The 22407-nt window shown below is 65.0% G+C and carries 18 protein-coding genes; 8 read left to right on the forward strand and 10 right to left on the reverse strand.

Annotation, left to right across the window (positions count from 1 at the left end; translation table 11 throughout):
- The first annotated feature begins 207 nt into the window (after positions 1-207).
- Complete coding sequence (locus ACLEJP_RS02110; RefSeq protein ID WP_440804149.1) at positions 208-1527, forward strand: Na+/H+ antiporter family protein; 1320 nt, start codon at positions 208-210, stop codon at positions 1525-1527.
- A gap of 13 nt (positions 1528-1540) precedes the next feature.
- Here the strand turns inward: ACLEJP_RS02110 and ACLEJP_RS02115 are convergent, their stop codons facing one another.
- The 3 genes from ACLEJP_RS02115 to ACLEJP_RS02125 form a co-directional block, all read right to left on the reverse strand.
- Positions 1541-2548 carry a FecR family protein gene (locus ACLEJP_RS02115; protein WP_440804151.1) on the reverse strand — a complete coding sequence of 336 codons (1008 nt, stop codon included), beginning with the start codon at positions 2546-2548 and terminating at the stop codon, positions 1541-1543.
- 177 nt (positions 2549-2725) lie between these two features.
- Positions 2726-4495, reverse strand: coding sequence for an acyl-CoA dehydrogenase C-terminal domain-containing protein (locus tag ACLEJP_RS02120; protein WP_440804154.1), 1770 nt, complete (start codon positions 4493-4495; stop codon positions 2726-2728).
- A gap of 74 nt (positions 4496-4569) precedes the next feature.
- On the reverse strand, positions 4570-6192 hold the full coding sequence (locus ACLEJP_RS02125; RefSeq protein WP_440804157.1) for an acyl-CoA synthetase: 1623 nt from the start codon (positions 6190-6192) through the stop codon (positions 4570-4572).
- Positions 6193-6386: 194 nt separating this feature from the next.
- Here ACLEJP_RS02125 and ACLEJP_RS02130 point away from each other — a divergent pair, with 194 nt between their 5' ends.
- From ACLEJP_RS02130 to ACLEJP_RS02155, 6 genes are all read left to right on the forward strand, one after another.
- Entirely contained in the window at positions 6387-7793 is a 1407-nt protein-coding gene (locus ACLEJP_RS02130; protein WP_440804158.1) for a sensor histidine kinase, read from the forward strand.
- A gap of 11 nt (positions 7794-7804) precedes the next feature.
- Positions 7805-8434, forward strand: a complete 630-nt coding sequence (locus tag ACLEJP_RS02135; RefSeq protein WP_440804160.1) for a response regulator transcription factor — start codon at positions 7805-7807, stop codon at positions 8432-8434.
- Between the two features lie 233 nt (positions 8435-8667).
- Positions 8668-9141: a MarR family winged helix-turn-helix transcriptional regulator gene (locus ACLEJP_RS02140; protein ID WP_440804162.1), complete on the forward strand. Its 474-nt coding sequence runs from the start codon at positions 8668-8670 to the stop codon at positions 9139-9141.
- A gap of 30 nt (positions 9142-9171) precedes the next feature.
- Positions 9172-10365 carry an HlyD family secretion protein gene (locus tag ACLEJP_RS02145; protein WP_440804164.1) on the forward strand — a complete coding sequence of 398 codons (1194 nt, stop codon included), beginning with the start codon at positions 9172-9174 and terminating at the stop codon, positions 10363-10365.
- Positions 10362-11897 (forward strand): DHA2 family efflux MFS transporter permease subunit, encoded by a 1536-nt coding sequence (locus tag ACLEJP_RS02150; protein WP_440804166.1) that lies wholly within the window; start codon positions 10362-10364, stop codon positions 11895-11897. Before ACLEJP_RS02145 ends, ACLEJP_RS02150 begins: the two co-directional genes overlap by 4 nt.
- 130 nt (positions 11898-12027) lie before the next feature.
- Positions 12028-12774, forward strand: coding sequence for an SDR family oxidoreductase (locus ACLEJP_RS02155; protein WP_440804168.1), 747 nt, complete (start codon positions 12028-12030; stop codon positions 12772-12774).
- Between the two features lie 9 nt (positions 12775-12783).
- Here the strand turns inward: ACLEJP_RS02155 and ACLEJP_RS02160 are convergent, their stop codons facing one another.
- The 5 genes from ACLEJP_RS02160 to ACLEJP_RS02180 all read right to left on the reverse strand — a co-directional run bounded on the left by ACLEJP_RS02160 (position 12784) and on the right by ACLEJP_RS02180 (position 19851).
- On the reverse strand, positions 12784-14850 hold the full coding sequence (locus tag ACLEJP_RS02160; protein ID WP_440804170.1) for a PAS domain-containing protein: 2067 nt from the start codon (positions 14848-14850) through the stop codon (positions 12784-12786).
- A gap of 63 nt (positions 14851-14913) precedes the next feature.
- Complete coding sequence (locus ACLEJP_RS02165; protein WP_440804173.1) at positions 14914-16569, reverse strand: PAS domain-containing protein; 1656 nt, start codon at positions 16567-16569, stop codon at positions 14914-14916.
- Positions 16570-16626: 57 nt separating this feature from the next.
- Positions 16627-18036 (reverse strand): GntR family transcriptional regulator MpaR, encoded by a 1410-nt coding sequence (gene mapR / locus ACLEJP_RS02170; protein ID WP_225777533.1) that lies wholly within the window; start codon positions 18034-18036, stop codon positions 16627-16629.
- 50 nt (positions 18037-18086) lie between these two features.
- Positions 18087-19490 carry a cytochrome c oxidase accessory protein CcoG gene (gene ccoG / locus ACLEJP_RS02175; protein ID WP_440804176.1) on the reverse strand — a complete coding sequence of 468 codons (1404 nt, stop codon included), beginning with the start codon at positions 19488-19490 and terminating at the stop codon, positions 18087-18089.
- Positions 19491-19611: 121 nt separating this feature from the next.
- Positions 19612-19851, reverse strand: a complete 240-nt coding sequence (locus tag ACLEJP_RS02180) for a DUF3203 family protein (RefSeq protein ID WP_440804178.1) — start codon at positions 19849-19851, stop codon at positions 19612-19614.
- A 133-nt stretch (positions 19852-19984) separates the two neighbouring features.
- Between ACLEJP_RS02180 and ACLEJP_RS02185 the strand changes: the two genes are divergently transcribed.
- A complete protein-coding gene (locus tag ACLEJP_RS02185; RefSeq protein WP_440804181.1) occupies positions 19985-20503 on the forward strand; it encodes an MgtC/SapB family protein in 519 nt (172 codons plus the stop codon).
- 530 nt (positions 20504-21033) lie between these two features.
- On the opposite strand, the gene ACLEJP_RS02190 is transcribed toward ACLEJP_RS02185, so the two are convergent.
- Both ACLEJP_RS02190 and ACLEJP_RS02195 read right to left on the reverse strand, forming a co-directional pair.
- The gene (locus tag ACLEJP_RS02190; RefSeq protein ID WP_440804183.1) at positions 21034-21933 is read right to left on the reverse strand and encodes a hydroxymethylglutaryl-CoA lyase; all 900 of its coding nucleotides are present in this window, start codon (positions 21931-21933) and stop codon (positions 21034-21036) included.
- A gap of 19 nt (positions 21934-21952) precedes the next feature.
- Positions 21953-22351, reverse strand: a complete 399-nt coding sequence (locus ACLEJP_RS02195; protein WP_440804185.1) for a MerR family transcriptional regulator — start codon at positions 22349-22351, stop codon at positions 21953-21955.
- Between the last annotated feature and the right edge of the window lie 56 nt (positions 22352-22407).

Consider the following 22407-nt stretch of genomic DNA (forward strand, 5'->3'; position numbering starts at 1 on the left):
GGGATGGGTCCCTTGTAATAGGAGTGTGGCTGACGATTGTGTCGGCCGGCGCGGCGTTTTCTTTATTCAAACGTTCAATTTAACCCTCGGGCCTGCTGGGGGCTGCGCCAGGCATTGGTAATCTGCCGCAACATGGCGCTTTTGACTTCTGTCGCCCACTGCTTCAGAGTTCGCGCTTTTTTTCTGTCGCAATGAGGTAAACCAACCATGAATGCAGTGATCGCCGCGGTCGGCATCATGCTGATACTCAGCCTGTCGCGCGTGCACGTGGTCATCGCCCTGATCATTGGCGCCTTGGCCGGTGGCCTGGTGGGCGGCCTGGGCATCGAGGGGACGCTGAAGGCCTTCAATGGTGGCCTGGGGGGCGGCGCCACGGTGGCCCTGTCCTATGCACTGCTGGGGGCTTTTGCCGTGGCCATCGCCAAGTCCGGCCTGGCCCATGCCCTGGCCGACCGCGCCCTGGGCATGATCGAGCGCCAGGGCCATGCCAATGGCGGCAAGGTCAAATGGTTGCTGGTCGGCCTGATGCTGGCAGTGGCGGTGTCTTCGCAGAACATCCTGCCCATTCACATCGCCTTCATCCCGTTGCTGGTGCCGCCGCTGCTCTATGTGCTGACCCGCCTGCGCATCGACCGCCGGCTGATCGCCTGCGTCATCACCTTCGGCCTGATTACCCCGTACATGTTCCTGCCGGTGGGCTTTGGCAACATCTTCCTCAACGAAATCCTGCTGGCCAACGTCGCCCGAGCGGGCGTCGATGTCAGCGGCGTCAATGTCACCCACGCCATGGCCATTCCTGCCGCCGGCATGCTCGCCGGCCTGTTGCTGGCGGTATTCGTCAGCTACCGCAAGAAGCGTGACTACGACCTGGCGCGCATCGAGCAGGTAGAACAGGTGAGCGTGCAGTACAACCCGCTGACCCTGCTGGTGGCCGGGCTGGCCATCGCCGCGGCGTTCATCGTCCAGTTGTGGCTGGACTCGATGATCATCGGTGCCATGGTCGGCTTCCTGATCTTCTCGCTGTCGGGCATCGTGCGCTGGAAAGACACCGACGACCTGTTCACCGAGGGCATGAAAATGATGGCCATGATCGGTTTCATCATGATCGCCGCCTCGGGCTTCGCCGATGTGATGAAAGCCACCGGCGAGGTGAAAAGCCTGGTGGAAACGTCGGCGCAGTGGATCAACCACAGCAAGGGTATCGGTGCCTTGCTGATGCTGTTGGTGGGGCTGCTGGTGACCATGGGCATTGGCTCGTCGTTCTCCACCGTACCGATTCTGGCGGCGATCTTCGTGCCGTTGTGCGTGCAACTGGGCTTCGACCCGCTGGCCACGGTGTGCATCGTGGGAACTGCAGGCGCACTGGGCGACGCGGGTTCGCCGGCCTCGGATTCGACCCTTGGTCCGACTTCGGGGCTGAACGTGGACGGCCAGCACCACCACATCTGGGACACCGTGGTACCCACCTTCATCCACTACAACCTGCCGCTGCTGGCGTTCGGCTGGCTGGCGGCGATGACGCTGTAGGGCAGGGCGGGCGTCAGCCCTTGTCGGGTGGCGGCGAGATGCGGTTGAGCACGGTGCTGCCATCCTTGCTGCGGGTCAGGTAGACCGGCAGCACCTTGGGCAGGTTGTTGACCAGGCGCCCCACCTCGCGGGTGTTGTAGATACCGCTGATGCGAATGCGCCCGGTGCTGGCATCGGCCAGCAGCAGCGGTGCATCGAGGTAACGGTTGATCATCGGCAGCGCCTGGGCCAGGCTCAGGTTTTCGAGCACCAGCTTGCCCTCACGCCAGGCCAGGCTGTTGGCATAATCGCCGCTCTGTTGCAGTTGCGGTTCGAAATCGCCCTGGCGATAGCTGGCCTGCATCCCCGGGCCGAGGCGGTAGCCTCCGTCGTTGCCGTCGCTGGACACCAGTACCGAACCTTCCACCAGCGTGACCTTGACCTGGTCCTGGTACTTCCACACGTTGAACTGGGTGCCGGTGACACGGGTCTGGCCGCGGCCGGCATGCACGATAAACGGGTGGTTGCTGTCGTGGCGCACCTTGAAAAACGCCTCGCCACGCTTGAGCGTGACCTGGCGCTGGTCCTTGTAGTTGAGGTAGGTGAGCTCGGTATTGAGGTTGAGTTGCACCGTGCTGCCATCGCTCAGTTCCACGGTCTGCATGCGCTCGCCGGCGGCGAAGTGCTGGTAGTGGTTGGGCAGCCAGCCTTGTTCCCAGCCCAGCCAGCCAGCCAGCGGCAGCACCGCCAGGGCGATGGCGGCAGCAGACGCCAGGGGCCGCCAGCCGCGCGGGCGTGCCTGCTGCTGAACGGGCGGGTTGAAGTCGATGACGGTGGCGGTGCGTGGCAGCAGGTCGGCGGTTTGCCAGATCTCCAGCATTGCCTGGTATTCCTCGGCATGCTGCGGGTTGGCCGCCAGCCAGCGGCTGAACGCCTCACGCTCGGCCACCGTGCAATCCTCGGCATGCAGGCGCATGCACCAGTGCGCGGCGGCGTCGGTGATGGCATCGTCTGGGCTGGGGGGGTGGCGGTCGTGGTTCATTGCGGCTCCGGGTTTTGCGCATTCTACCCTTGGCGCAGGGCTGCCGAGAACCGAGGCAATAGCGAGTGACTCCCAGTTGTGCCGGTTTTTCATCGGATTGGCACTGGTTTTCCAGCGTTTGAGAACCCTTCGCGGCACAACCGCGGGGCGCCCTTGCAGTCCCGCCGGGCCGGGCGATCAGAATTGTCCGGCGCCCAGCCCATAGAGGCTGGCGCTGCCTGCGCGAATACTCGCCTCCAGGCCGAGGCCACGCGGTAGCACCCGCTGGAAGTAGAACTGCGCGCACGCCAGCTTGGCCTCATGGAATGCGCCATCCTCGTCACGCTTGGCCAACGCCACCGCAGCCATCCGCGCCCACATGTAGGCATACGCGGTCAGCCCGAACAGTTGCAGGTATTCCACCGCCACGGCACTGACCAGGTTGGGCTCCTCGCTGGCCCGCGAGCGCAGCCAGGCGCTGGTCGCTTCCAGCCGCGCCAGGCTCGCTTGCAGGGCTTCACGGTACAGCGGCGCGTCGAGGCTGAAGGCGCGTACCTCGGCAGCAAAGCTGGCCAGTGCCTGGCCGCCGTCGGCCAGCACCTTGCGCCCGAGCAGGTCAAGGGCCTGAATGCCGTTGGTACCTTCATAGATCTGGGCGATGCGCACGTCACGCACACGCTGCTCCTGGCCCCATTCACGGATGTAGCCATGGCCCCCATACACCTGCTGGCCGAGCACACAGCTTTCCAGGCCGTTGTCGGTGAAGAACGCCTTGGCCACCGGTGTCAGCAGCGCCACCAGGCGCTGGGCGTGCTCGCGTTCGCCGGCGTCCTCGGCGTAGCGCGCCAGGTCCAGCTGTTGGCCAACGTAGGCGGCGAACGCCCGGCCACCTTCGGTGAGGGTGCGCATGGTCAGCAGCATGCGCCGCACGTCACCGTGCTGGATGATCGGGTCGGCCACCTTGTCCCTGGCCTGCGGGCCACTGGCGGCGCGGCTTTGCAGGCGCTCATTGGCATAGCGGGCGGCGCTCTGGTAGGACGCTTCGGCACAGCCGATACCCTGCAGGCCGATGGACAGGCGTTCGTAGTTCATCATGGTGAACATCGCGGCCAGGCCCTTGTTCGGCTCGCCCACCAGGTAGCCGACCGCACCGTCGAAGTTCATCACGCAGGTGGCCGAGGCCTTGATGCCCATCTTGTGTTCGACCGAGCCGCAATGGGCGGGGTTGCGTCTGCCCAGGCTGCCATCGGCCTCGACCAGGTACTTGGGCACCAGGAATAACGAAATACCCTTGGCACCGGCTGGTGCATCGGGCAGCTTGGCCAGCACCAGGTGGATGATGTTCTCGGTCAGGTCCTGCTCGCCGCCGGTGATGAAGATCTTGCTGCCGCTGATGCGATAGCTGCCGTCGGCCTGGGGTTCGGCGCGGCTGCGGATCAGCCCCAGGTCGGTGCCGGCATGAGGCTCGGTGAGGCACATGGTGCCGGCCCAGCGCCCGGCGTAGAGGGGCGGCAGGTAGGTGGCCTTGAGCGCTTCGCTGGCGTGGGCATCGATCGCCAGGCAGCTGCCGGCGCTCAATGCCGAATACAGGCTGAAGCTGCAATCGGCGGCATAGAGCATTTCCTCGAACAGCACGCCGAGCATTTTCGGCATGCCCATGCCGCCATGCTCAGGGTTGCCACCCAGGCCGACCCAGCCGCCTTCGCGGTAGGTGTGCCAGGCCTCACGGAAGCCGTCGGGGGTGGTGACCCTGCCGGCCTCGAAGCGCACGCCTTGCTCGTCACCGTTGCGGCTGAGCGGGGCGACCAGCTGGCCGGTGACCTTGGCCGCTTCCTCGAGGATGGCATCGGCGGTTTCAGCGTCGATGCGCTCGGCCAGGGCCGGCAGGCGGGCCCACAGGGCAGGGGCGTTGAACACATCATGCAGGACAAAGCGCATGTCGCGCAGGGGGGCGGTATAGGTAGTCATCGCGGGACTCTCGAAAGGTGGGAATTCGGGGCTGGCCGGTTCGCAGGTAAAGCCGCGAACTGGCCGCCAGGGTTTCAGAGGGCCTTGGCCCGGTCGCGCAGCACGTACTTCTGGATCTTGCCGGTAGAGGTTTTCGGCAGTTCGCCGAACACCACGGTCTTCGGCACCTTGAACCCGGCCAGGTGCTCGCGGCACCAGCCGGTGATGTCGCCTTCGCGAGTGTCTTCGCGGCCCGGCTTGAGGGCGACGAAGGCGCACGGGGTTTCGCCCCATTTTTCGTCCGGGCGAGCCACTACCGCGGCTTCCAGCACGGCGGGGTGCTTGTACAGGGCGTCCTCGACCTCGATGGTGGAGATGTTCTCGCCGCCGGAGATGATGATGTCCTTGAGCCGGTCCTTGATCTCGACATAGCCGTCGGCATGCCACACGGCCAGGTCGCCGGTGTGGAACCAGCCGCCACGGAAGGCTTCCGCGGTCGCTTCGGGGTTTTTCAGGTAGCCCTTCATCACGGTGTTGCCGCGCATGAAGATCTCGCCCAGGGTATTGCCGTCGCGCGGTACCGGCTCCAGGGTCTGCGGGTCGGCGACCATCAAGCCATCAAGGGTCGGGTAACGCACGCCCTGGCGTGACTTGATCCGCGCGCGGTCTTCCAGCGCAAGTTGGTCCCATTCGTCATGCCAGGCGCACACGGTCACCGGGCCATAGACTTCGGTCAGGCCGTAGGTGTGGGTCACCTGTATGCCCATTTCCTCCACGGCGCCGATCACCTTGGCGGGGGGCGCGGCGCCGGCGACCATGGCCTGCACCGGGTGCTCGATGGCCGCCTTGGCCGCCTCGGGCATGTTGACCAGGGCGTTGAGCACGATCGGCGCGCCGCACAGGTGGCTGACCCGGTGTTCGCGGATCAGGTTGAGGATTTTCTGCGGGTCGACCCGGCGCAGGAACACGTGGGTGCCGGCCAGCGCGGTAATGGTCCACGGGTAGCACCAGCCGTTGCAGTGGAACATCGGCAGGGTCCACAGGTACACCGGGCGATGGCCCATGGCCCAGGTCATCTGGTTGCCCAGGGCATTCAGGTAGGCGCCACGGTGGTGATAGACCACGCCCTTGGGGTTGCCGGTGGTGCCGGAGGTGTAGTTGAGCGAGATCGCCTGCCACTCGTCGTCGGGCCATTCCCAGGCAAATTCCGGGTCGCCTTCGGCGAGGAATGCCTCGTAGTCCAGCTCGCTGAGGGCGCGGCCTTCGCCGTACTCCGGGTCATCCACATCCACCACCAGTGGCGGGTGTTCGAGCAGGGCCAGGGCGGCCTCGATGACCGTGTGGAACTCGCGGTCGGCAATCAGCACCTTGGCCTCGCCATGTTGCAGCATGAAGGCGATGGCCTCGGCGTCCAGGCGCACGTTCAGGGTGTTGAGCACGGCGCCGGTCATGGGCACGCCAAAGTGGGCCTCGAGCATGGCCGGAATGTTCGGCAACATCACCGCCACGGTATCGCCACGGCCGATACCCCGGCCCACCAGGGCGCTGGCCAGGCGTCGGCAGCGCTGGTAGGTTTCCTGCCAGTTGCGGCGGATGGCTCCGTGTATCACTGCGGGGTAGTTGCCGTAAACGGCAGCGGTGCGCTCGATGAAACTCAGCGGGGTGAGGGCGACATGGTTGACGGCTGCGGGCATCAGGCCCTGGGCATAGATCGACATGCAGTAGTCCTGTAAGGGAGGCAGGCGCAGCCAGTGCGCTGGACCCCCGGTGGCTGATTGTTAGCTCTGTTCAGGGTGCAGGGTGGCGGATGGTGAGCCGCTACCCTTGGCGGATTTTTACGCGAGTCGCTATGGTATTAGGAATATCGACTATAGCAATATAGTAAAACTACTATAACAACGAGCCGTTGACCGTGGACAAGACTGCCTACCCCTTGCTCGCCAAGGACCCCCAGCCCAGCCTGATGCTGGCCGGTGATGCCAGGCCGCTGGCGCTCAACCCGGCGCTGCAGGCGTGGCTCGATGACGGCCCCGCACTGGCCAGCTGGCTGCCGGCCAACTGTGCCGCCCTGGTGCGCGCCTGCCTGCGCCAGCACCGGGCAATTGCCGACGTCGAGGTGCAGGTCGGCGAGCGCATCGTGTTGTGGAACTTCATTCCCGACGATCAGGGCCAGCACGTGCTGGCGCGTTGCCGCGATGCCAGCGACGAGCGCCACGGTGCGCGCGAAGCCAGCCGCGCCCGGCGCCTGTACCGGCTGATCATCGAGAACACTACCGACCTGATCTCCCGGCACAGCCCTGATGGCCGTTTTCTCGATGCCTCGCCGGCGGCATTCCGCCTGCTCGGCTTGTGGCCCGAGCAATTGCGCGGCATGGCCGTGCACGGCCTGCTGCACCCGCGCGAACGTCGCCAGGTGCTGCGTCAGGCCGCGGCGGCCCTGGACCAGGATGGTTACCACACCATGACCTGCCGGGTGCGCCAGGCCGCAGGCGGCTACCGCTGGTTCGAAATTGCCAGCCGGGCGATCCGCGAAACCTACACCGGCGCGGTGGTGGAAGTGGTCAGCGTGTCCCGCGACATCACCTTGCGTATCGAGGCCCAGGAGGGCCTGGCGCACAGTGCCCGCCTGGCCACCCTGGGCGAGCTGGCTTCAGGTATCGCCCACGAGATCAACCAACCATTGGCCGCCGTGGTCAACTATGCCAATGCCAGCCAGCGCTACCTGCAGGGCGTGGCGCACGACCCGCAGGCGCGCGAGCGGGTCGGGCAGGGCCTGCAGCGCATCAGCGAGCAGGCCACCCATGCCGCCGAAGTGATCCGCCGCCTGCGCGCTTTCCTGCGCAAAGGGCCGCGCCGCCTGCAGGCGCTGGACGTGGCCGAGGTGGCCGGTGAAGCCATGCGCCTGTGTGCCTGGGAAGCCGCGCGCGACCAGGTGCTGGTCGAACTGCGCATGAGCGGGCAACTGCCCTCGGTGTACGCCGACCGGGTATTGCTGGAGCAAGTGCTGCTCAACCTGCTGCGCAATGCCATCGAGGCCAACCGCGAGCAGCACGGCGAGCGGCCGTCGCGTATCCTGCTGAGCGCCGCGCGCGATGGTGACGGCGTGCGGGTGGAAGTGGCCGACCAGGGGCCAGGCGTAGCCCCCGGGCAGCTGGATGAAATCTTCACGCCTTTCACCACCAGCAAGGCCGATGGCCTGGGCCTGGGGTTGAGCATGAGCCGCAGCCTGATCGAAGGCTTTGGCGGCAGCCTGTGGGCGCGGCCCGGTGACAAGGGTGGTCTGGTGCTGTGCTGCCGTCTGGCGGTCAGCAGGGGATAAGGGGAAACGCAGTGCAAGCGAAAGTGTATGTGGTCGATGACGACCAGGGCATGCGGGATTCGACCGTGTGGCTGCTGCAGTCGGTAGGTTTGCAGGCCCTGCCGTTCGCCAGCGGGCAGGCGTTTCTTGACGCCTGCGTTGATGATGGCCCTGCCTGTGTGCTGCTGGATGTGCGCATGCCGGGGCTGGGCGGGTTGGCGGTGCAGCAGGCGATGCGTGAACGCGGCCTGGCGCTGCCGGTGATTTTCGTCAGTGGCCATGCCGATGTGCCGATCGTGGTGCGGGCGTTCAAGAGCGGTGCCTGCGATTTCATCGAAAAACCGTACAACGACCAGTTGCTGCTCGACAGCGTGCAGGCCGCGCTGGAACACACCGGGCGCGCGCGCCAGGACAACCAGGCACTGGCGCTGGTGCAGGCGCGTATCGATGCCCTGACACCACGCGAGCGCGACGTGTTCGTGCCGTTGGCCCAAGGCTTGAACAACCGCGAGATCGCCGAGCGGCTGGGGGTCAGCGTGAAGACCGTCGACCTGTACCGCGGCCGGGTGATGAAGCGCTTGCAGGCGCAAAGCCTGGCCGAGCTGGTCGGCATGGCCATTGCCTGCGGTGCGGTGCAGGCACTGGGCCTGCGAGCCCTCTAACCGCCCTTGTCGTGGCCCCTGGACCACGCATTTCACCTTGAAGCGGCCCCGGGTTCCGTGTTGCGCCACGGACTGTTGGGGCCACTGGGTGGCCCATCGCGACGCAAGGCCGCTCCCGTAGAGGCCGACGGGTCAGGCCAGGATCATGAAATATTTCATAGCTTGCTAATCAAGGCTTTGACATTCACTGCCTAGGCAGTAATATTTTTACACACTTACCCGAGCAGTCGCTGATGGCCCATTTCACCCCAGACAACTTCCAGACCTGCGCCATCGGCATGCTGCTTGGCCGCGCGGCGATCCTCAAGGACCGCATCCTCGACTGGCACCTCGAATCCGAGGGCGTCACCGCCGCGCAGTTCAAGGTGTTGATCATCGTCACCCAGTACCAGGTGGATACCCCGGCCGAACTGTGCCGCTACCTGGGCCTGGACAGCGGCTCGATGACGCGCATGCTCGACCGCCTCGAGCAGAAGGAACTGATCGTGCGCAATCGCTGTGCCGACGACCGTCGCCAGGTGCGCCTGGCCTTGACCGTCGACGGCCAGCGCCTGGCCGACCGGCTGCCGGAAATCGGCGCCGCCGCCATGAACGAATTGTGCGGCGCACTGGACGCCGAAGAACTCAAGGCCCTGGAGGGCCTGCTGGCCAAGGTACTGCTTGCTGCCGGCGACCCGTTGACGATCCGCCGCTTCGGCGATCGCTGAACCCTGTCACGCATTTTCCAAGGTACTGTCATGGCCACTTCCGCAGACACCCCGTCTCCCTCCGCAGCGCCCGAGCCCTCGCGCAAGCGCAAGGCCTGGCTGCTCGGCCTGTTGCTGCTGGTGATCCTGGCCGCCGTTGGCGCCTGGGCCTGGTACAGCCTGGTCGGGCGTTGGCACGAAAGCACCGACGATGCCTATGTCAATGGCAACGTGGTGGAAATCACGCCGCTGGTCAGCGGTACGGTCACCAGCATCGGCGCCGACGACGGCGACCTGGTGCATGCTGGCCAGGTGCTGCTGCAATTCGACCCGGCCGACAGCGAAGTGGCCTTGCAGTCCGCCGAAGCCAGGCTGGCGCGCAGTGTGCGCCAGGTGCGCGGACTGTACAGCAACGTCGACTCGCTCAAGGCCCAGTTGGAAACCCGCCAGGCCGAACTGCGCAAGGCCCAGCAGGACTTCAACCGGCGCAAGGTGCTGGCCGACAGCGGGGCGATTGCCGCTGAGGAGCTGTCCCATGCCCGCGATGACCTGAGCGTGGCCCAGGCCGCGGTCAACAGCGCGCGTCAGCAACTCAGTACCAGCAGTGCGCTGGTCGACGACACCGTGGTGTCCTCGCACCCCGAGGTGATGGCGGCTGCCGCCGACCTGCGCCAGGCTTACCTCGACCACGCCCGTACCACCCTGGTCGCGCCGGTGACCGGCTACGTCGCCAAGCGTACCGTGCAGTTGGGCCAGCGCCTGCAGCCTGGCACCGCGACCATGGCGGTGATTCCTCTGGACCAGGTGTGGATCGATGCCAACTTCAAGGAGACCCAGCTGCGCGACATGCGCATCGGCCAGCCGGTGCAGATCAGCGCCGACCTGTACGGCAGTGAGGTCAAGTACAGCGGCACGGTCGACAGCCTTGGCGCCGGCACCGGCAGTGCCTTTGCCCTGTTGCCGGCGCAGAATGCCACTGGTAACTGGATCAAGATCGTCCAGCGCGTGCCGGTACGCATTCACCTCAGCCCCGATCAGCTCAAGGAGCACCCGCTGCGTATCGGCCTGTCCACTGTGGTCGAGGTCGACCTGCATGACCAGAGCGGCCCGGCACTGGCCCAGCAGCCACCGCAGCAGGCCAGCTATACCACCCAGGTCTATGATCGCCAGTTGGTCGAAGCCGACAACCTGATCGCCCGGCTGATCCACGAAAACAGCGCCAGCGGCAAGACGGCGCAGCGATGAGCAATACCGCCGCGGCCCAGTTCACCCCGCCGAGCCTGCTGCTGACCACCATCGGCCTGTCGCTGGCGACGTTCATGCAGGTGCTCGACACCACCATTGCCAACGTGGCCCTGCCGACCATTTCCGGCAACCTGGGGGTGAGCTACGAGCAGGGTACCTGGGTCATCACCTCGTTCGCGGTGAGCAACGCCATCGCCTTGCCGCTCACCGGCTGGCTGAGCCGACGGTTTGGCGAGGTGAAGTTGTTCATCTGGGCCACGCTGCTGTTCGTGCTGGCCTCGTTCCTCTGCGGGATTGCCCAGTCGATGCCGGAGCTGGTCGGTTTTCGTGTGTTGCAGGGCGTGGTGGCCGGGCCGTTGTACCCGATGACCCAGACGTTGCTGATTGCGGTGTATCCACCGGCCAAGCGCGGGATGGCCCTGGCGCTGCTGGCGATGGTAACGGTGGTGGCGCCGATTGCCGGGCCGATCCTCGGCGGCTGGATCACCGACAGCTACAGCTGGCCGTGGATCTTCTTCATCAACGTGCCCATCGGCCTGTTCGCCGCCGCCGTGGTGCGCCAGCAGTTGCGCAGCCGGCCGGTGGTCACCAGCCGCCAGCCGATGGACTACATCGGCCTGCTGACGCTGATCATTGGCGTCGGTGCCTTGCAGGTGGTGCTGGACAAAGGCAACGACCTGGACTGGTTCGAATCGTCGTTCATCGTCACCGGCAGCCTGGTTTCGCTGGTGTTCCTGACGGTGTTCGTGATCTGGGAACTGACCGACCGCCACCCGGTGGTGAACCTGCGCCTGTTCGTGCACCGCAACTTCCGGGTCGGCACCCTGGTGCTGGTCGGCGGCTATGCGGGGTTCTTCGGCATCAACCTGATCCTGCCGCAGTGGTTGCAGACGCAGATGGGCTACACCGCCACCTGGGCGGGCCTGGCGGTGGCGCCGATCGGCCTGCTGCCGGTGATCATGTCGCCGTTCGTGGGCAAGTACGCGCACCGTTTCGACCTGCGTGTGCTGGCGGGGCTGGCATTTCTGGCGATCGGTACCAGCTGCTACATGCGCGCCGGGTTCACCAGCGAGGTGGACTTCCAGCATGTGGCCCTGGTGCAGCTGTTCATGGGTATCGGCGTGGCACTGTTCTTCATGCCGACCCTGAGCATCCTGCTGTCCGACCTGCCGCCGCAGCAGATCGCCGATGGCTCCGGGCTGGCGACCTTCCTGCGGACCCTGGGTGGGAGTTTTGCGGCGTCGCTGACGACCTGGATCTGGATTCGCCGGGCGGACCAGCACCATGCCTACCTGAGCGAACATATCAGCCAGTTCGACCCGGCGACACGGCATACCCTGGAGCAGCTCGGCGGGGCCAGCCCGCAAAGCTATGCCCAGCTGGAGCAGATGCTCAACGGCCAGGCCTACATGATGTCGACGGTGGATTACTTCACCCTGATGACCTGGGTGTTTGCCGGGCTGATCCTGCTGGTGTGGTTTGCCAAGCCGCCCTTTACCGCCAAGGCGGGGCCGGCGTCGGCGGGGCATTGACGGGCGGGGGCCCTGGCTTGTGACGTTGGGCGGGGCGGATATCGAGCGCCATCCAACCCCCCCTCGCTGTTCCCACACCGTGTCTTTTCCCCTATTGTCGAACCTCCCTTTTGCAACCTTCGGCAAATCCATGGAGAACGTCATCGTCATCACCGGTGCCAGCCGTGGCATCGGCGCCGCCACAGCGCTGCTGGCCGCCCGCCAGGGCTACCGCATCTGCATCAATTACCACGCCGACGACCAGGCCGCAGAGAATGTCCTCCATCAGGTTCGTGCCCTGGGCGCCGAGGCCATTGCCGTGCGTGCAGACGCCAGCGTCGAGGATGAAGTCATCCAGCTGTTCCTGCGCGTCGACCAGGAACTTGGCCCGGTCACCGCGCTGGTCAACAACGCTGGCACCATCGGCCAGCAGAGCCGGGTCGAGGACATGTCCGAATTTCGCCTGCTCAAGGTCATGAAAACCAACGTCGTCGGCCCCATGCTCTGTGCCAAGCACGCCTTGCTGCGCATGGCGCGTCGACACGGCGGGCAGGGCGGGGCCATCGTCAACGTGTCGTCAGTGGCCGCACGCCTGGGCTCGCCCAACGAATACGTGGACTACGCCGCCTCCAAAGGCGCACTCGACACCTTCACCATTGGCCTGGCCAAGGAAGTCGCAGGCGAGGGCGTGCGGGTCAACGGCGTTCGCCCGGGCTATATCCATACCGGCTTCCATGCCCTTTCTGGCGACCCCGACCGTGTCAGCAAGCTGGAATCCGGCCTGCCCATGGGCCGTGGCGGGCGCCCCGAGGAAGTCGCCGAGGCCATTCTCTGGCTGCTTTCGGACAAGGCCTCGTATTCCACCGGCAGCTTCGTCGACCTGGGCGGCGGGCGCTGAGCCCGCCGCTCAGCTCTCCAGTAGCGTGCGTACCCGTTCGGCCAGCACTTGCAGCTCGAACGGCTTGGTCAGCACCAGCGTGCCGTGCAGCAACTGGCCGTCGGTGAGCGCTGCGCTTTCGTCGTAGCCGGTGACGAACAGCACCTTGAGCTCGGGGTAACGCTCGCGGCAACGTTCCGCCACCTGGCGGCCATTCAGGCCACCCGGCAGGCCGATGTCGCTGAGCAGCAGGTCTGGCCGCTCGCCTTCCTGCAGGTGGGCGAGGGCGGCCGGGCCGTTCTCGAATGCATCGACCCGATAACCCAGCTCCTCCAGCACTTCGCAGACCACCAGGCGCAAGGCGAGCTGGTCTTCGATCAGCAGGATACGCTGCGCGTTGGTGCTGCGGTGCTCTGGCAGCGTGCGCTTTGCCACGGCGGCCGGCGCCTCAGGTTGCTCGTGGTGGCGCGGTAGCAGCAGCTCGATGCGGGTACCTTCGCCAAGCGTTGACGATAGCCGTAGCTGGCCGCCGGATTGCCGCACGAAGCCGTAGGTCATCGACAAGCCCAGGCCAGTGCCCTGGCCCATGGGCTTGGTGGTGAAGAACGGGTCCACTGCGCGCTCGGCCACCTCAGGCGTCATGCCTTTGCCGTTGTCGATAATGCTCAGGCGCACGTATTCACCGGCTGGCAGTTCCACTGCGCGGGCCTGCTCGTCGTCCAGCACCAGGTTGTCGCCGTGAATGTCGATCGCGCCACCGTCAGGCATGGCGTCGCGGGCATTGATGCAGATATTGAGCAGGGCGCTTTCCAGTTGCGGTGGATCGATGAACGTTGGCCACAGCTGGCAGGGAAAGCGGCTGGTCAGGTTGATGGATGGGCCGATGGTGCGGCACAGTAGCTCTTCCATGCCTGCCACCAGCGTGGCCACCTGCGTGGCACAAGGTTGCAAGGTCTGCTGGCGGGAAAACGCCAGCAGCCGGTGCACCAGCGAAGAAGCCCGCTGCGCCGAGCCGCTGGACAGGTCCAGCAACCCTTCCAGGCTATCGAAGCGCGACTGTTGCAAGTGCTGGCGCATCAGGTCCTGGGCAGCCAGGATGCCGCCCAGCAGGTTGTTGAAGTCGTGGGCGATGCCGCCGCTGAGCTGGCCTACTGCTTCCATTTTCTGTGCCTGGCGCAAGGCCTCTTCGGCCTTGGCCAGACGTTGCTGCTCCTGCACCCGCTGACTGATGTCATAGGCGAACAGATAAGCGCCCTGGATCTCGCCTTCATGGTCACGCAGGGCGTTGAAGCGCAGCTCGTAGTGGCGTTGCCCGGGCGCTTGGCCAAAGGCGCCTGTCGCGATGAACTGCTCGCCCGCCAGCGCGCGTTGCCACAGTGGCAGGATCGGCGTCTGCTCGGTGTAATCGTGGTTGATCAGCCCGGGCATGTAATCGCCGACTTGCGGCGTTTGCCCGTACAAAAGCCGGAAGTCGTGCCTGGCCTGCCGGTTTACCGCCAGCCAGCGCATGTCCTTGCCGATCACGTGCACGTTGACCATGCTGTGATCGACCAACTCGGCAAACAGCCTGCGCTCTGCCAGTGCGGTGCTGACTCGTTGCTCGAGCTCCTGGTTCAGGCGCTGCAAGGCCTGTTCTGCCCGTCGCCGTTCGGTGACGTCCTTGAACAGCACGGCCACCTGGCGCTTCTCGGCGGGTTCTACGCGGAACGTGGTAATGGATAACACGCGCCCGGTGGCAACCAGCTCCTGCTCAAAATGCAGCGGTTCACCCGTGCGTAGCACAGCGCCGTAGCGTGCCACCCAATCATCCGCCTCGTCGGGCACCATTTCGCGCAGCTTCTGCCCGACCACATCGGCAATGCCTGCATGCTTGGCGTAGGCGGCATTGGCCAGCACGTGCACATAGTCACTGAGGGGCCCGTGCGGGCCGTCGAAGAATTCGATGATGCAGAAACCTTCGTCCATGGTGTCGAACAGCGAACGGTAGAAGTCCTGGCCGTGGTCCTGAAGGCTGGAAAGGCGCGCTTCCAGCAGCGCATTGTGCCGTTGCAGGTCTTCGACTTGTTGGCGCAGGTTGAGCAGTTCACGTTGAGGCATGTCGACATCCGACAAAAGGTACCGCCCAGACTTTAGCGCGTTCATCTGCACACGAATAGCCGCTCAGCGTGGCTGCGGGGCAACCCCCAGCAGCTGGTTGATGCGTTCGCCAAGGGACTGCAGGGTGAATGGCTTGGCCAGCAGTTCGGTGCGCCCGCCGAGCCGCACCATGGGTAGCGCGTCGGCAATGTCGTAACCGGTAATCAGCAATACCGGGGCGTCTTTCATCAGCCCCTGGTACACCGCGGCAAGCTGGTAACCATCGGTTCCCCCGGGCAGGCCGATGTCCGTGACCAGCAGGTCTGGTGGCGGGCTTTGGCGCATTGCCTCAAGGGCCTGGCGACCATCCTCCAGGGCCTGCACGTCATGGCCCAGTTCTGTCAGCACTTCGACGAGCACCAGGCGCAGTGCCGGTTGGTCGACCACCAGCATGATCCGACGCGCCTGCGGGCTCTCGGGCTGTGCATGGGCGGTGACAGCTGCAAGGTTGTCGTCGACGCCTGTGTGTTGATCCTGGGGGAAATACAGGTGTACGCAAGTACCTTCCCCGGCAACGCTATCGATCAGCAACTGCCCGGCGGACTGGCGGGCGAAGCCATAGGCCATCGCCAGCCCAAGGCCGGTGCCCTGGCCCAGTGGTTTGGTGGTGAAGAACGGTTCTAGGGCACGCTGCAGCACGGCGTCGGACATGCCCATGCCGGAGTCCTCGACGCGAATGTGCAGATAGCGGCCCGCCGGCAGGTCCAGGCGCCTGGCCTCGGCCGCCGCGAGATCGGTGTTTGCACTGGCGATACGCAGGGTGCCGCCGCGAGGCATGGCATCACGGGCATTGATGCACAGGTTGAGCAATACGTTTTCCAGCTGTTGCGGGTCGACACGGATCGGCCATTGCGCGGCCAGCGTGTGGTCCTGGAAGTCGATGTGCGGGCCGGTCGCGCTGTGGATCAGGTCGTGCATGTCGGCGACCAGTGCGTGCACGTCGAGCGCTTGCGGAAGCAGGGCTTGCCGACGCGAAAAAGCCAGCAGGTGCTGCACCAGGACTGCGGCGCGCGAGGCATTGTCGTGGCTGAGTTCGAGCAGGCGGGTGGCATCGGCGAGACGTTGCTGGCCGAGGCGGTACCTGGCGAGTTCCAGTGAACCCAGCAGGCTACCCAACAGGTTGTTGAAGTCGTGGGCGATGCCCCCGGTCAACTGGCCCACGGCTTCCATCTTCTGCGCCTGGCGGAGGGCTTCCTCTGTCTGGCGCAGGCGCTCCTGCTCGACCATGCGCTCGGTGATATCGAAGGCGAACAGGTAACCGCCCTGAATCTGTTGCCGGGCGTCGCGCCACGGGTGGTAGCGGATTTCGTAATGCCGGGGCGCGTCAGCTGTCCCGAGCATGACGGTTTCGATGAAGGCTTCGCCAGCCAGCACGCGGGGCCACACCGGTGCCAGGCGGTCCATGATATCGGGCTGGTTGACCAGGAACTGCGGCACGTAATCGCCGATCTGCGGCACGAAACCACGATAACGTTCGAAGGTTTCCCGGGCTGTCCGGTTGATCGCCACCAGGCGCAACTTGCGGTCGGCGGCGAACACGTTGGCCGGGCTGTTATCGAGCAATTCGCCCAGCAACCGGTTGTTGGCCTGTGCCGTGTCGTCGCCCTCGGCCAGGCGTGCCTCCAGCTCGGCGACACGCGCCTGCAGCTGAGCCAGTGACGGGAACGTGTCTGGTTGCATGGCGAAGTCCCGGTGTACGGATCGGCCAACTATAGCCGCCCACCGGGCCATCAGCCATCAGAACGAGCGGATGATCCGTCCCAGCGTCTCCATGGCCCGTTCCGCATCTTCATGCCAGGGGCTGCCGTAGTTCAGGCGGATGCAGTTGCCGAAGCGCCGGGTAGGCGAGAAGATCGGCCCGGGGGCGATGCTGATGCCCTGGGCCAGGGCCATGTGGAACAGCTTCAGGGCATCCATCTGCTCGGGCAGTTCCAGCCACAGGAAGTAGCCACCGGACGGTTGGCTGACCCGCGTCTGTGCCGGAAAGTGGCGGGCAATGGCCGCCAGCATGTTGGCCTGCTGGCCTTCCAGGGCGTAGCGCAGCTTGCGCAGGTGGCGGTCGTAGCCGCCGTGCTGCAGGTAGTCGGCGATGGCGGCCTGGGCCGGCATCGAAGCACACAGCGAAGTCATCAGTTTCAGGCGCTCGATCTTCTGCGCAAAACGCCCGGCCGCCACCCAGCCGATACGGTAGCCGGGCGCCAGGCTCTTGGCGAACGAACCACAGTGCATCACCAGGCCCTCGCTGTCGAAAGCCTTGGCCGGTTTGGGTGCCTGCTGGGCGTAGTACAGCTCGGCATACACGTCGTCTTCGATCAACGGCACCTGATGCCGGGCCAGCAGCGCTACCAGTGCCTGCTTTTTCGCTTCCGGCATGCTGGCGCCCACCGGGTTCTGGAAATTGGTCATGCACCACACGGCTTTGACCGGGTGTTTTTCCAGTGTCTGCGCCAGTACGCCCAGGTCCATGCCTTCACGCGGATGCACGGGGATTTCCACCGCCTTGAGCTTGAGCCGCTCCAGCACCTGCAGGCAGGCGTAGAAGGCCGGCGCCTCGATGGCCACCAGGTCGCCAGGCTGGGTGACCGCCTGCAGGCACAGGTTCAACGCTTCCAGCGCGCCGTTGGTGATCAGCAATTCTTCCATCGGCAACATCAGCCCGCCGACCATGTAGCGCAAGGCAATCTGCCGGCGCAGCTGCGGGTTGCCCGGCGACAGGTCGGTGACCACCATGCGTGGGTCCATGCTGCGGCCGGCGCTGGCCAGCGAACGCGACAGGCGCTGCAGCGGGAACAGCTCGGGGCTGGGGAACGCCGAGCCGAAAGGCACGGTGTTGGGGTCCTTGATCGAGTCGAGGATCGAGAACACCAACGCGCTGACGTCGACAGCGGTGGACTCGCTGACCGGCTGCAAGGCCTGCGGCTCGCTGAACTGGCGCGGGGCGTAGGCATTGACGAAGTAACCCGAACGCGGCCGCGCGCGAATCAGGCCGCGCCGTTCCAGCAGGTAATAGGCCTGGAACACGGTGGATGGGCTGACCCCGTGGGTCTGGCTGGCATAGCGCACCGAGGGCACACGCTCGCCGGGGCCCAGCACCCCGGAGCGGATCAGTTCGGCAATGTCGTCGGCAAAGCGTTCGTAGCGTTTCATTCTGGCCTTCTGTCGAAGCCTGGCAGGCAAGGTGGGGTCAGTGTAAGGGATCAACGGTTCAGCGGCGCGACGAAGCGGCTGTGGGCCACGTTGCGGATGCCGGGGTCGTCGCGGTCGCTGATTTCGAAGCTCAGCGACTGCGAGCTGCTGGCCGGGCGCTCGGCCAGAAGCGCTACCGACACCGGCACCTCGCTCATGTCGCCGGCCGCGACAGTGAAGGCAGTCTTGCCCTGCAAGCTGAAGCCGTCGGCGTCCAGCAGGCGCAGCTGATAGTGCCGGGCATGCTCGGTCTTGTTGATGACCTTGAGCAGGTAGATGTTCTCGATCTGGCCCTGGGCATTTTCGCGGAACAGGCCGCGGTCCTTGATCACGTCCAGCGATACCATCGGGCGCAGGTGCACGGCCAGCATCAGCGCCGCAATCATCACCACCAACGCGGCGGCGTAACCCAGCAGACGCGGGCGCCACCAATGGGTGCTGCCACCTTGCAGGCTGTGTTCGGACTTGTAGCCGATCAGGCCGCGGGCGTAACCCATCTTGTCCATGACCCCGTCACAGGCATCGATGCATGCCGCGCAACCGATGCAGGCCATCTGCAGGCCGTCACGGATGTCGATGCCCGTGGGGCATACCTGAACGCACAAGGTGCAATCGATGCAATCCCCCAGGCCCTGGGCGCGGGCGTCGCTGCCTTTCTTGCGCGGGCCACGGGCTTCGCCACGACGCGGGTCATAGGCGACTGCCAGGGTGTCCTTGTCGAACATCACGCTCTGGAAGCGTGCGTAGGGGCACATGTGCAGGCACACCGCTTCGCGCAGCAGGCCGGCGTTGATGTAGGTGGCGGCGCTGAAGAACAGTACCCAGAACAGCGCCACACCGCCCAGTTGCAAGCTGAACAGCTCTGCGGCCAATGGGCGAATCGGCGTGAAGTAGCCGACGAAGGTCAGGCCGGTGAGCAGGCCGATGGCCAACCACAGGCTGTGCTTCAACACGCGGCGGCCCAGTTTGTTCAGGCTCCAGGGAGCGGCGGCCAGCCTGATGCGCTGGTTGCGGTCGCCCTCGGTGACCTTTTCGCACCACATGAACAGCCAGGTCCAGGTGCTTTGTGGGCAGCTGTAGCCGCACCATACACGGCCGGCAAACACGGTGATGGCGAACAGGCCGAACGCGCAGATGATCAGCAGGGCCGACAGCAGGATGAAGTCCTGCGGCCAGAAGGTGGCGGCGAAGATATGGAACTTGCTGTTAGCCAGGTCCCAGAGCACGGCCTGGCGACCCTCCCAGTCCAGCCAGGCGGTGCCGAAGAACAGCACGAACAGGGCGCCGGCGAAGCCGATGCGCAGGTTGCGGTACAACCCGCGGAAGCTGCGCGTGTGAATGCCGCTGTCGTTGCGTCGTGGCCGGGGGCTGGCCGGGGCGGCGGCGATCTCTGTGAGAAGGATTCTATCGGTCATGGCTCGGTGCTCATCAGGCCTCGATCAGGCACGCACACTATGGCCCTGGGCCTGTTATCAGCACAGGCTCAGATTTCCCGATAAAAACCGTATCAGATTGCCCGGCTCGCCCCCCCAGGCCCTAGATTACCGAGCCTGGCGCGCTGGCTTTCAGATGCCTGCGGCTATCTACCGCACCCGCTACGGTGAGCGCATCGGCCTCGGCTTCGGTGATCGGCACGCGCTGGCCGGCAAGCAGGGCCACCGACATGCGCAACTTTTCATCGGTGATGATTTCGATGGCCGGGCCATCGCCTTCGACGCGCAGGTCCTCGCCAACGAGGGTGCAGCGGCGGGTGTTTGGGTCGATTTCAACGGGCATGGGGTGATCCTCCTGCGGCGGTTACAGGGTGGACCACGCAAGCGAGTGGGTTGCTGCATTGGCCGGTTCAGCGGCACTTTGCGCTGGGTATGGCGGTCAATCTTGGCAGATGACAGGCACGGGAACGAGCGCAATGGACCTCATCTGGCAAGCAATCCAGGCCGAATTCGCCGATATCACCGATACCCGCGAGGTCACCCAGATCCTCGTGCGCCTGCTGATGGCCGCCTTGCTCGGTGCCGTGCTCGGCTTCGAGCGCGAACACAAGGGCAAGTCGGCAGGCGTGCGCACGCATATGCTGGTGTCGCTGGGGGCCGCGCTGTTCGTGCTGGCGCCGAGCATGGCCGGTGCCGAGGAAGACGCCCTGAGCCGGGTGATCCAGGGGATCGTCGCCGGTATCGGTTTTCTCGGCGCGGGCACCATCCTGAAAGGTAACGGCCAGGACCCCAGCCATGTCAAAGGCCTGACGACGGCCGCCGGGTTGTGGATGACTGCCGCCATTGGCACGGCCGCCGGCATGGGCCGCGAGGCCACGGCGGTGATCAGCACGGTGCTGGCCCTGCTGGTGCTGGGCACGATGCCGTTGCTGGTGGAAAAACTGGAAGGGCAGGACGAGAGCAAGCAGGAAGAGGAAGAGGGCAGGAAGCACTGAGGGGAGCCGAAGCTCCCCTCAAAGCGTTGTTGCCTGCTCTTTTTTATTATTGGGACCGGCCTGTTGTTGTTTTTGTCAGCCGGTCCGGGTGTTGCGGGCGACCCCCATGCGGGGTCAAGAGCAAACGTATTTTTTTGAGCGCTGACCTGCTTTCATCATGGCTGATCCGAACCTGGCTGCCGCTACCTGGAGGTAGTTTTATTGTTCTGTGCCAGACCGCGGGGCGTACCCCTGAAAAGCGTGTCGACTCCAAAAAAATCTGCTTGCTGCGTCTCTGCCGTGTTGTTCTTGTTATGTCAGAGCCGTTACCTGTTGTTTTTATTGGGTGTCACGTTCTTTTTGTTGTTGTGCGAAAGATATAGCAGGGTGCGTGCCAACTTTTAAAAACCCTTTTAAATCAACCATTTAGCGATTTCTGTGAAAATCGCCAGGCCTGAAAATCTGCCGATTTGTTTCCCTGTTACCCGATTTTTCGCTGCACAACGTGGCGGCGGTAACACTCACCCACAACCCTGTGACACCCGTATGTCTTATTGCGCGCTGCGCGCCCGTGCCACCCGCGACCCATTGTCGCGGCCCAGCACGCCGCTGATGCGCTGGCCGGCGGCAATCAGCCGGTCCAGGTCGATGCCGGTTTCGATGCCCAGCCCCTGCAGCAGGTACACCACATCCTCACTGGCGATATTGCCAGTCGCCCCCTTGGCGTACGGGCAGCCGCCCAGCCCGGCTACCGAGCTGTCGAAAACACGGATGCCTTCGAGCAGGCTGGCATACACGTTGGCCAGGGCCTGGCCATAGGTATCGTGGAAGTGCCCGGCCAGTTGCTCACGCGGTACCTGTGCCGACACCACCTCGAACAGGCGCCGGGTATCACCGGCCGTACCGGTACCGATGGTGTCGCCCAGGGAAACCTCGTAACAGCCCATGTCGTGCAGGGCGCGCGCCACCGGGGCGACCTGGTCGGCGCTGACCTTGCCTTCATAGGGGCAGCCGAGCACGCACGACACGTAGCCACGCACGCGCACGCCGTGGTTGCGGGCCGCTTCCATGATCGGCTCGAAGCGCTTGAGGCTGTCGCTGATCGAGCAGTTGATGTTGCGTTGTGAAAAGGCTTCGGAGGCAGCCGCGAATACCGCGACCTCCTTCACCCCTGCGGCCACGGCATCTTCGAAACCGCGCAGGTTGGGCGCCAGCGCGGCATAGGTGACCCCCGGGCGCTGCTGGATGCCGGCGAACACCTCGGCGGAGCCCGCCATCTGCGGCACCCACTTGGGCGAGACGAAACTGCCCACTTCGATATAGGCCAGGCCCGCCTCGGTAAGGTCATCCACCAGGCGTACCTTGTCGGCAACGCTGATGGGCTGGGCTTCGTTCTGCAGGCCGTCGCGGGGGCCGACTTCGACCAGGCGGACGTGTTTGGGCAAGGACATGGCGGGTTTCCTGTGGCGTTCAGCGGTTGTCTTTGTTGTTCAGGGTGGCGGCCAGGGCCTGTTCGCAGCGCTCCTGGGCGGTGTCCAGTTCCAGTTGCATCTGGTGGATATCGAGCATCTGCTGTTCCAGCTGGGCGCGGCGCTCGGCGATTTTCGCCAGCATGCTGTTGAGCTGCTTGAGGTTGCCGCTGGACGGGTCGTACAGCTCGATCAGCTCGCGGCATTCGGCCAGGGAAAAGCCGATGCGCTTGCCGCGCAGGATGAGTTTCAGGCTGACCTTGTCGCGCGCCGAATAGATCCGTTCCAGGCCGCGGCGCTCCGGGCTCAGCAGGCCCTGCTCTTCATAGAAGCGGATGGCGCGGGTGGTGATGTCCAGCTCACGGGACAGGTCGGAGATGCTGTAGGTCTGGGGGCTCATGCTGGGGCTCGGCGTGGTGTATGCGGCTATCCTGACGTCAGGTTGACGTTTACGTC

This window comes from Pseudomonas sp. SMV7 (assembly GCF_052041995.1).
Taxonomy (GTDB): Bacteria; Pseudomonadota; Gammaproteobacteria; order Pseudomonadales; family Pseudomonadaceae; genus Aquipseudomonas.

What these genes read in the sequence shown, in the direction of transcription:
- ACLEJP_RS02155 (WP_440804168.1), top strand. Translation starts at nt 12,028, where the DNA reads ATGGAGAACGTCATCGTCATCACCGGTGCCAGCCGTGGCATCGGCGCC.
- ACLEJP_RS02120 (WP_440804154.1), bottom strand. Translation starts at nt 4,495, where the DNA reads ATGACTACCTATACCGCCCCCCTGCGCGACATGCGCTTTGTCCTGCAT.
- mapR (WP_225777533.1), bottom strand. Translation starts at nt 18,036, where the DNA reads ATGAAACGCTACGAACGCTTTGCCGACGACATTGCCGAACTGATCCGC.
- ACLEJP_RS02160 (WP_440804170.1), bottom strand. Translation starts at nt 14,850, where the DNA reads ATGCCTCAACGTGAACTGCTCAACCTGCGCCAACAAGTCGAAGACCTG.
- ACLEJP_RS02185 (WP_440804181.1), top strand. Translation starts at nt 19,985, where the DNA reads ATGGACCTCATCTGGCAAGCAATCCAGGCCGAATTCGCCGATATCACC.
- ACLEJP_RS02195 (WP_440804185.1), bottom strand. Translation starts at nt 22,351, where the DNA reads ATGAGCCCCCAGACCTACAGCATCTCCGACCTGTCCCGTGAGCTGGAC.
- ACLEJP_RS02110 (WP_440804149.1), top strand. Translation starts at nt 208, where the DNA reads ATGAATGCAGTGATCGCCGCGGTCGGCATCATGCTGATACTCAGCCTG.
- ccoG (WP_440804176.1), bottom strand. Translation starts at nt 19,490, where the DNA reads ATGACCGATAGAATCCTTCTCACAGAGATCGCCGCCGCCCCGGCCAGC.
- ACLEJP_RS02125 (WP_440804157.1), bottom strand. Translation starts at nt 6,192, where the DNA reads ATGTCGATCTATGCCCAGGGCCTGATGCCCGCAGCCGTCAACCATGTC.
- ACLEJP_RS02165 (WP_440804173.1), bottom strand. Translation starts at nt 16,569, where the DNA reads ATGCAACCAGACACGTTCCCGTCACTGGCTCAGCTGCAGGCGCGTGTC.
- ACLEJP_RS02115 (WP_440804151.1), bottom strand. Translation starts at nt 2,548, where the DNA reads ATGAACCACGACCGCCACCCCCCCAGCCCAGACGATGCCATCACCGAC.
- ACLEJP_RS02190 (WP_440804183.1), bottom strand. Translation starts at nt 21,933, where the DNA reads ATGTCCTTGCCCAAACACGTCCGCCTGGTCGAAGTCGGCCCCCGCGAC.
- ACLEJP_RS02140 (WP_440804162.1), top strand. Translation starts at nt 8,668, where the DNA reads ATGGCCCATTTCACCCCAGACAACTTCCAGACCTGCGCCATCGGCATG.
- ACLEJP_RS02145 (WP_440804164.1), top strand. Translation starts at nt 9,172, where the DNA reads ATGGCCACTTCCGCAGACACCCCGTCTCCCTCCGCAGCGCCCGAGCCC.
- ACLEJP_RS02150 (WP_440804166.1), top strand. Translation starts at nt 10,362, where the DNA reads ATGAGCAATACCGCCGCGGCCCAGTTCACCCCGCCGAGCCTGCTGCTG.
- ACLEJP_RS02180 (WP_440804178.1), bottom strand. Translation starts at nt 19,851, where the DNA reads ATGCCCGTTGAAATCGACCCAAACACCCGCCGCTGCACCCTCGTTGGC.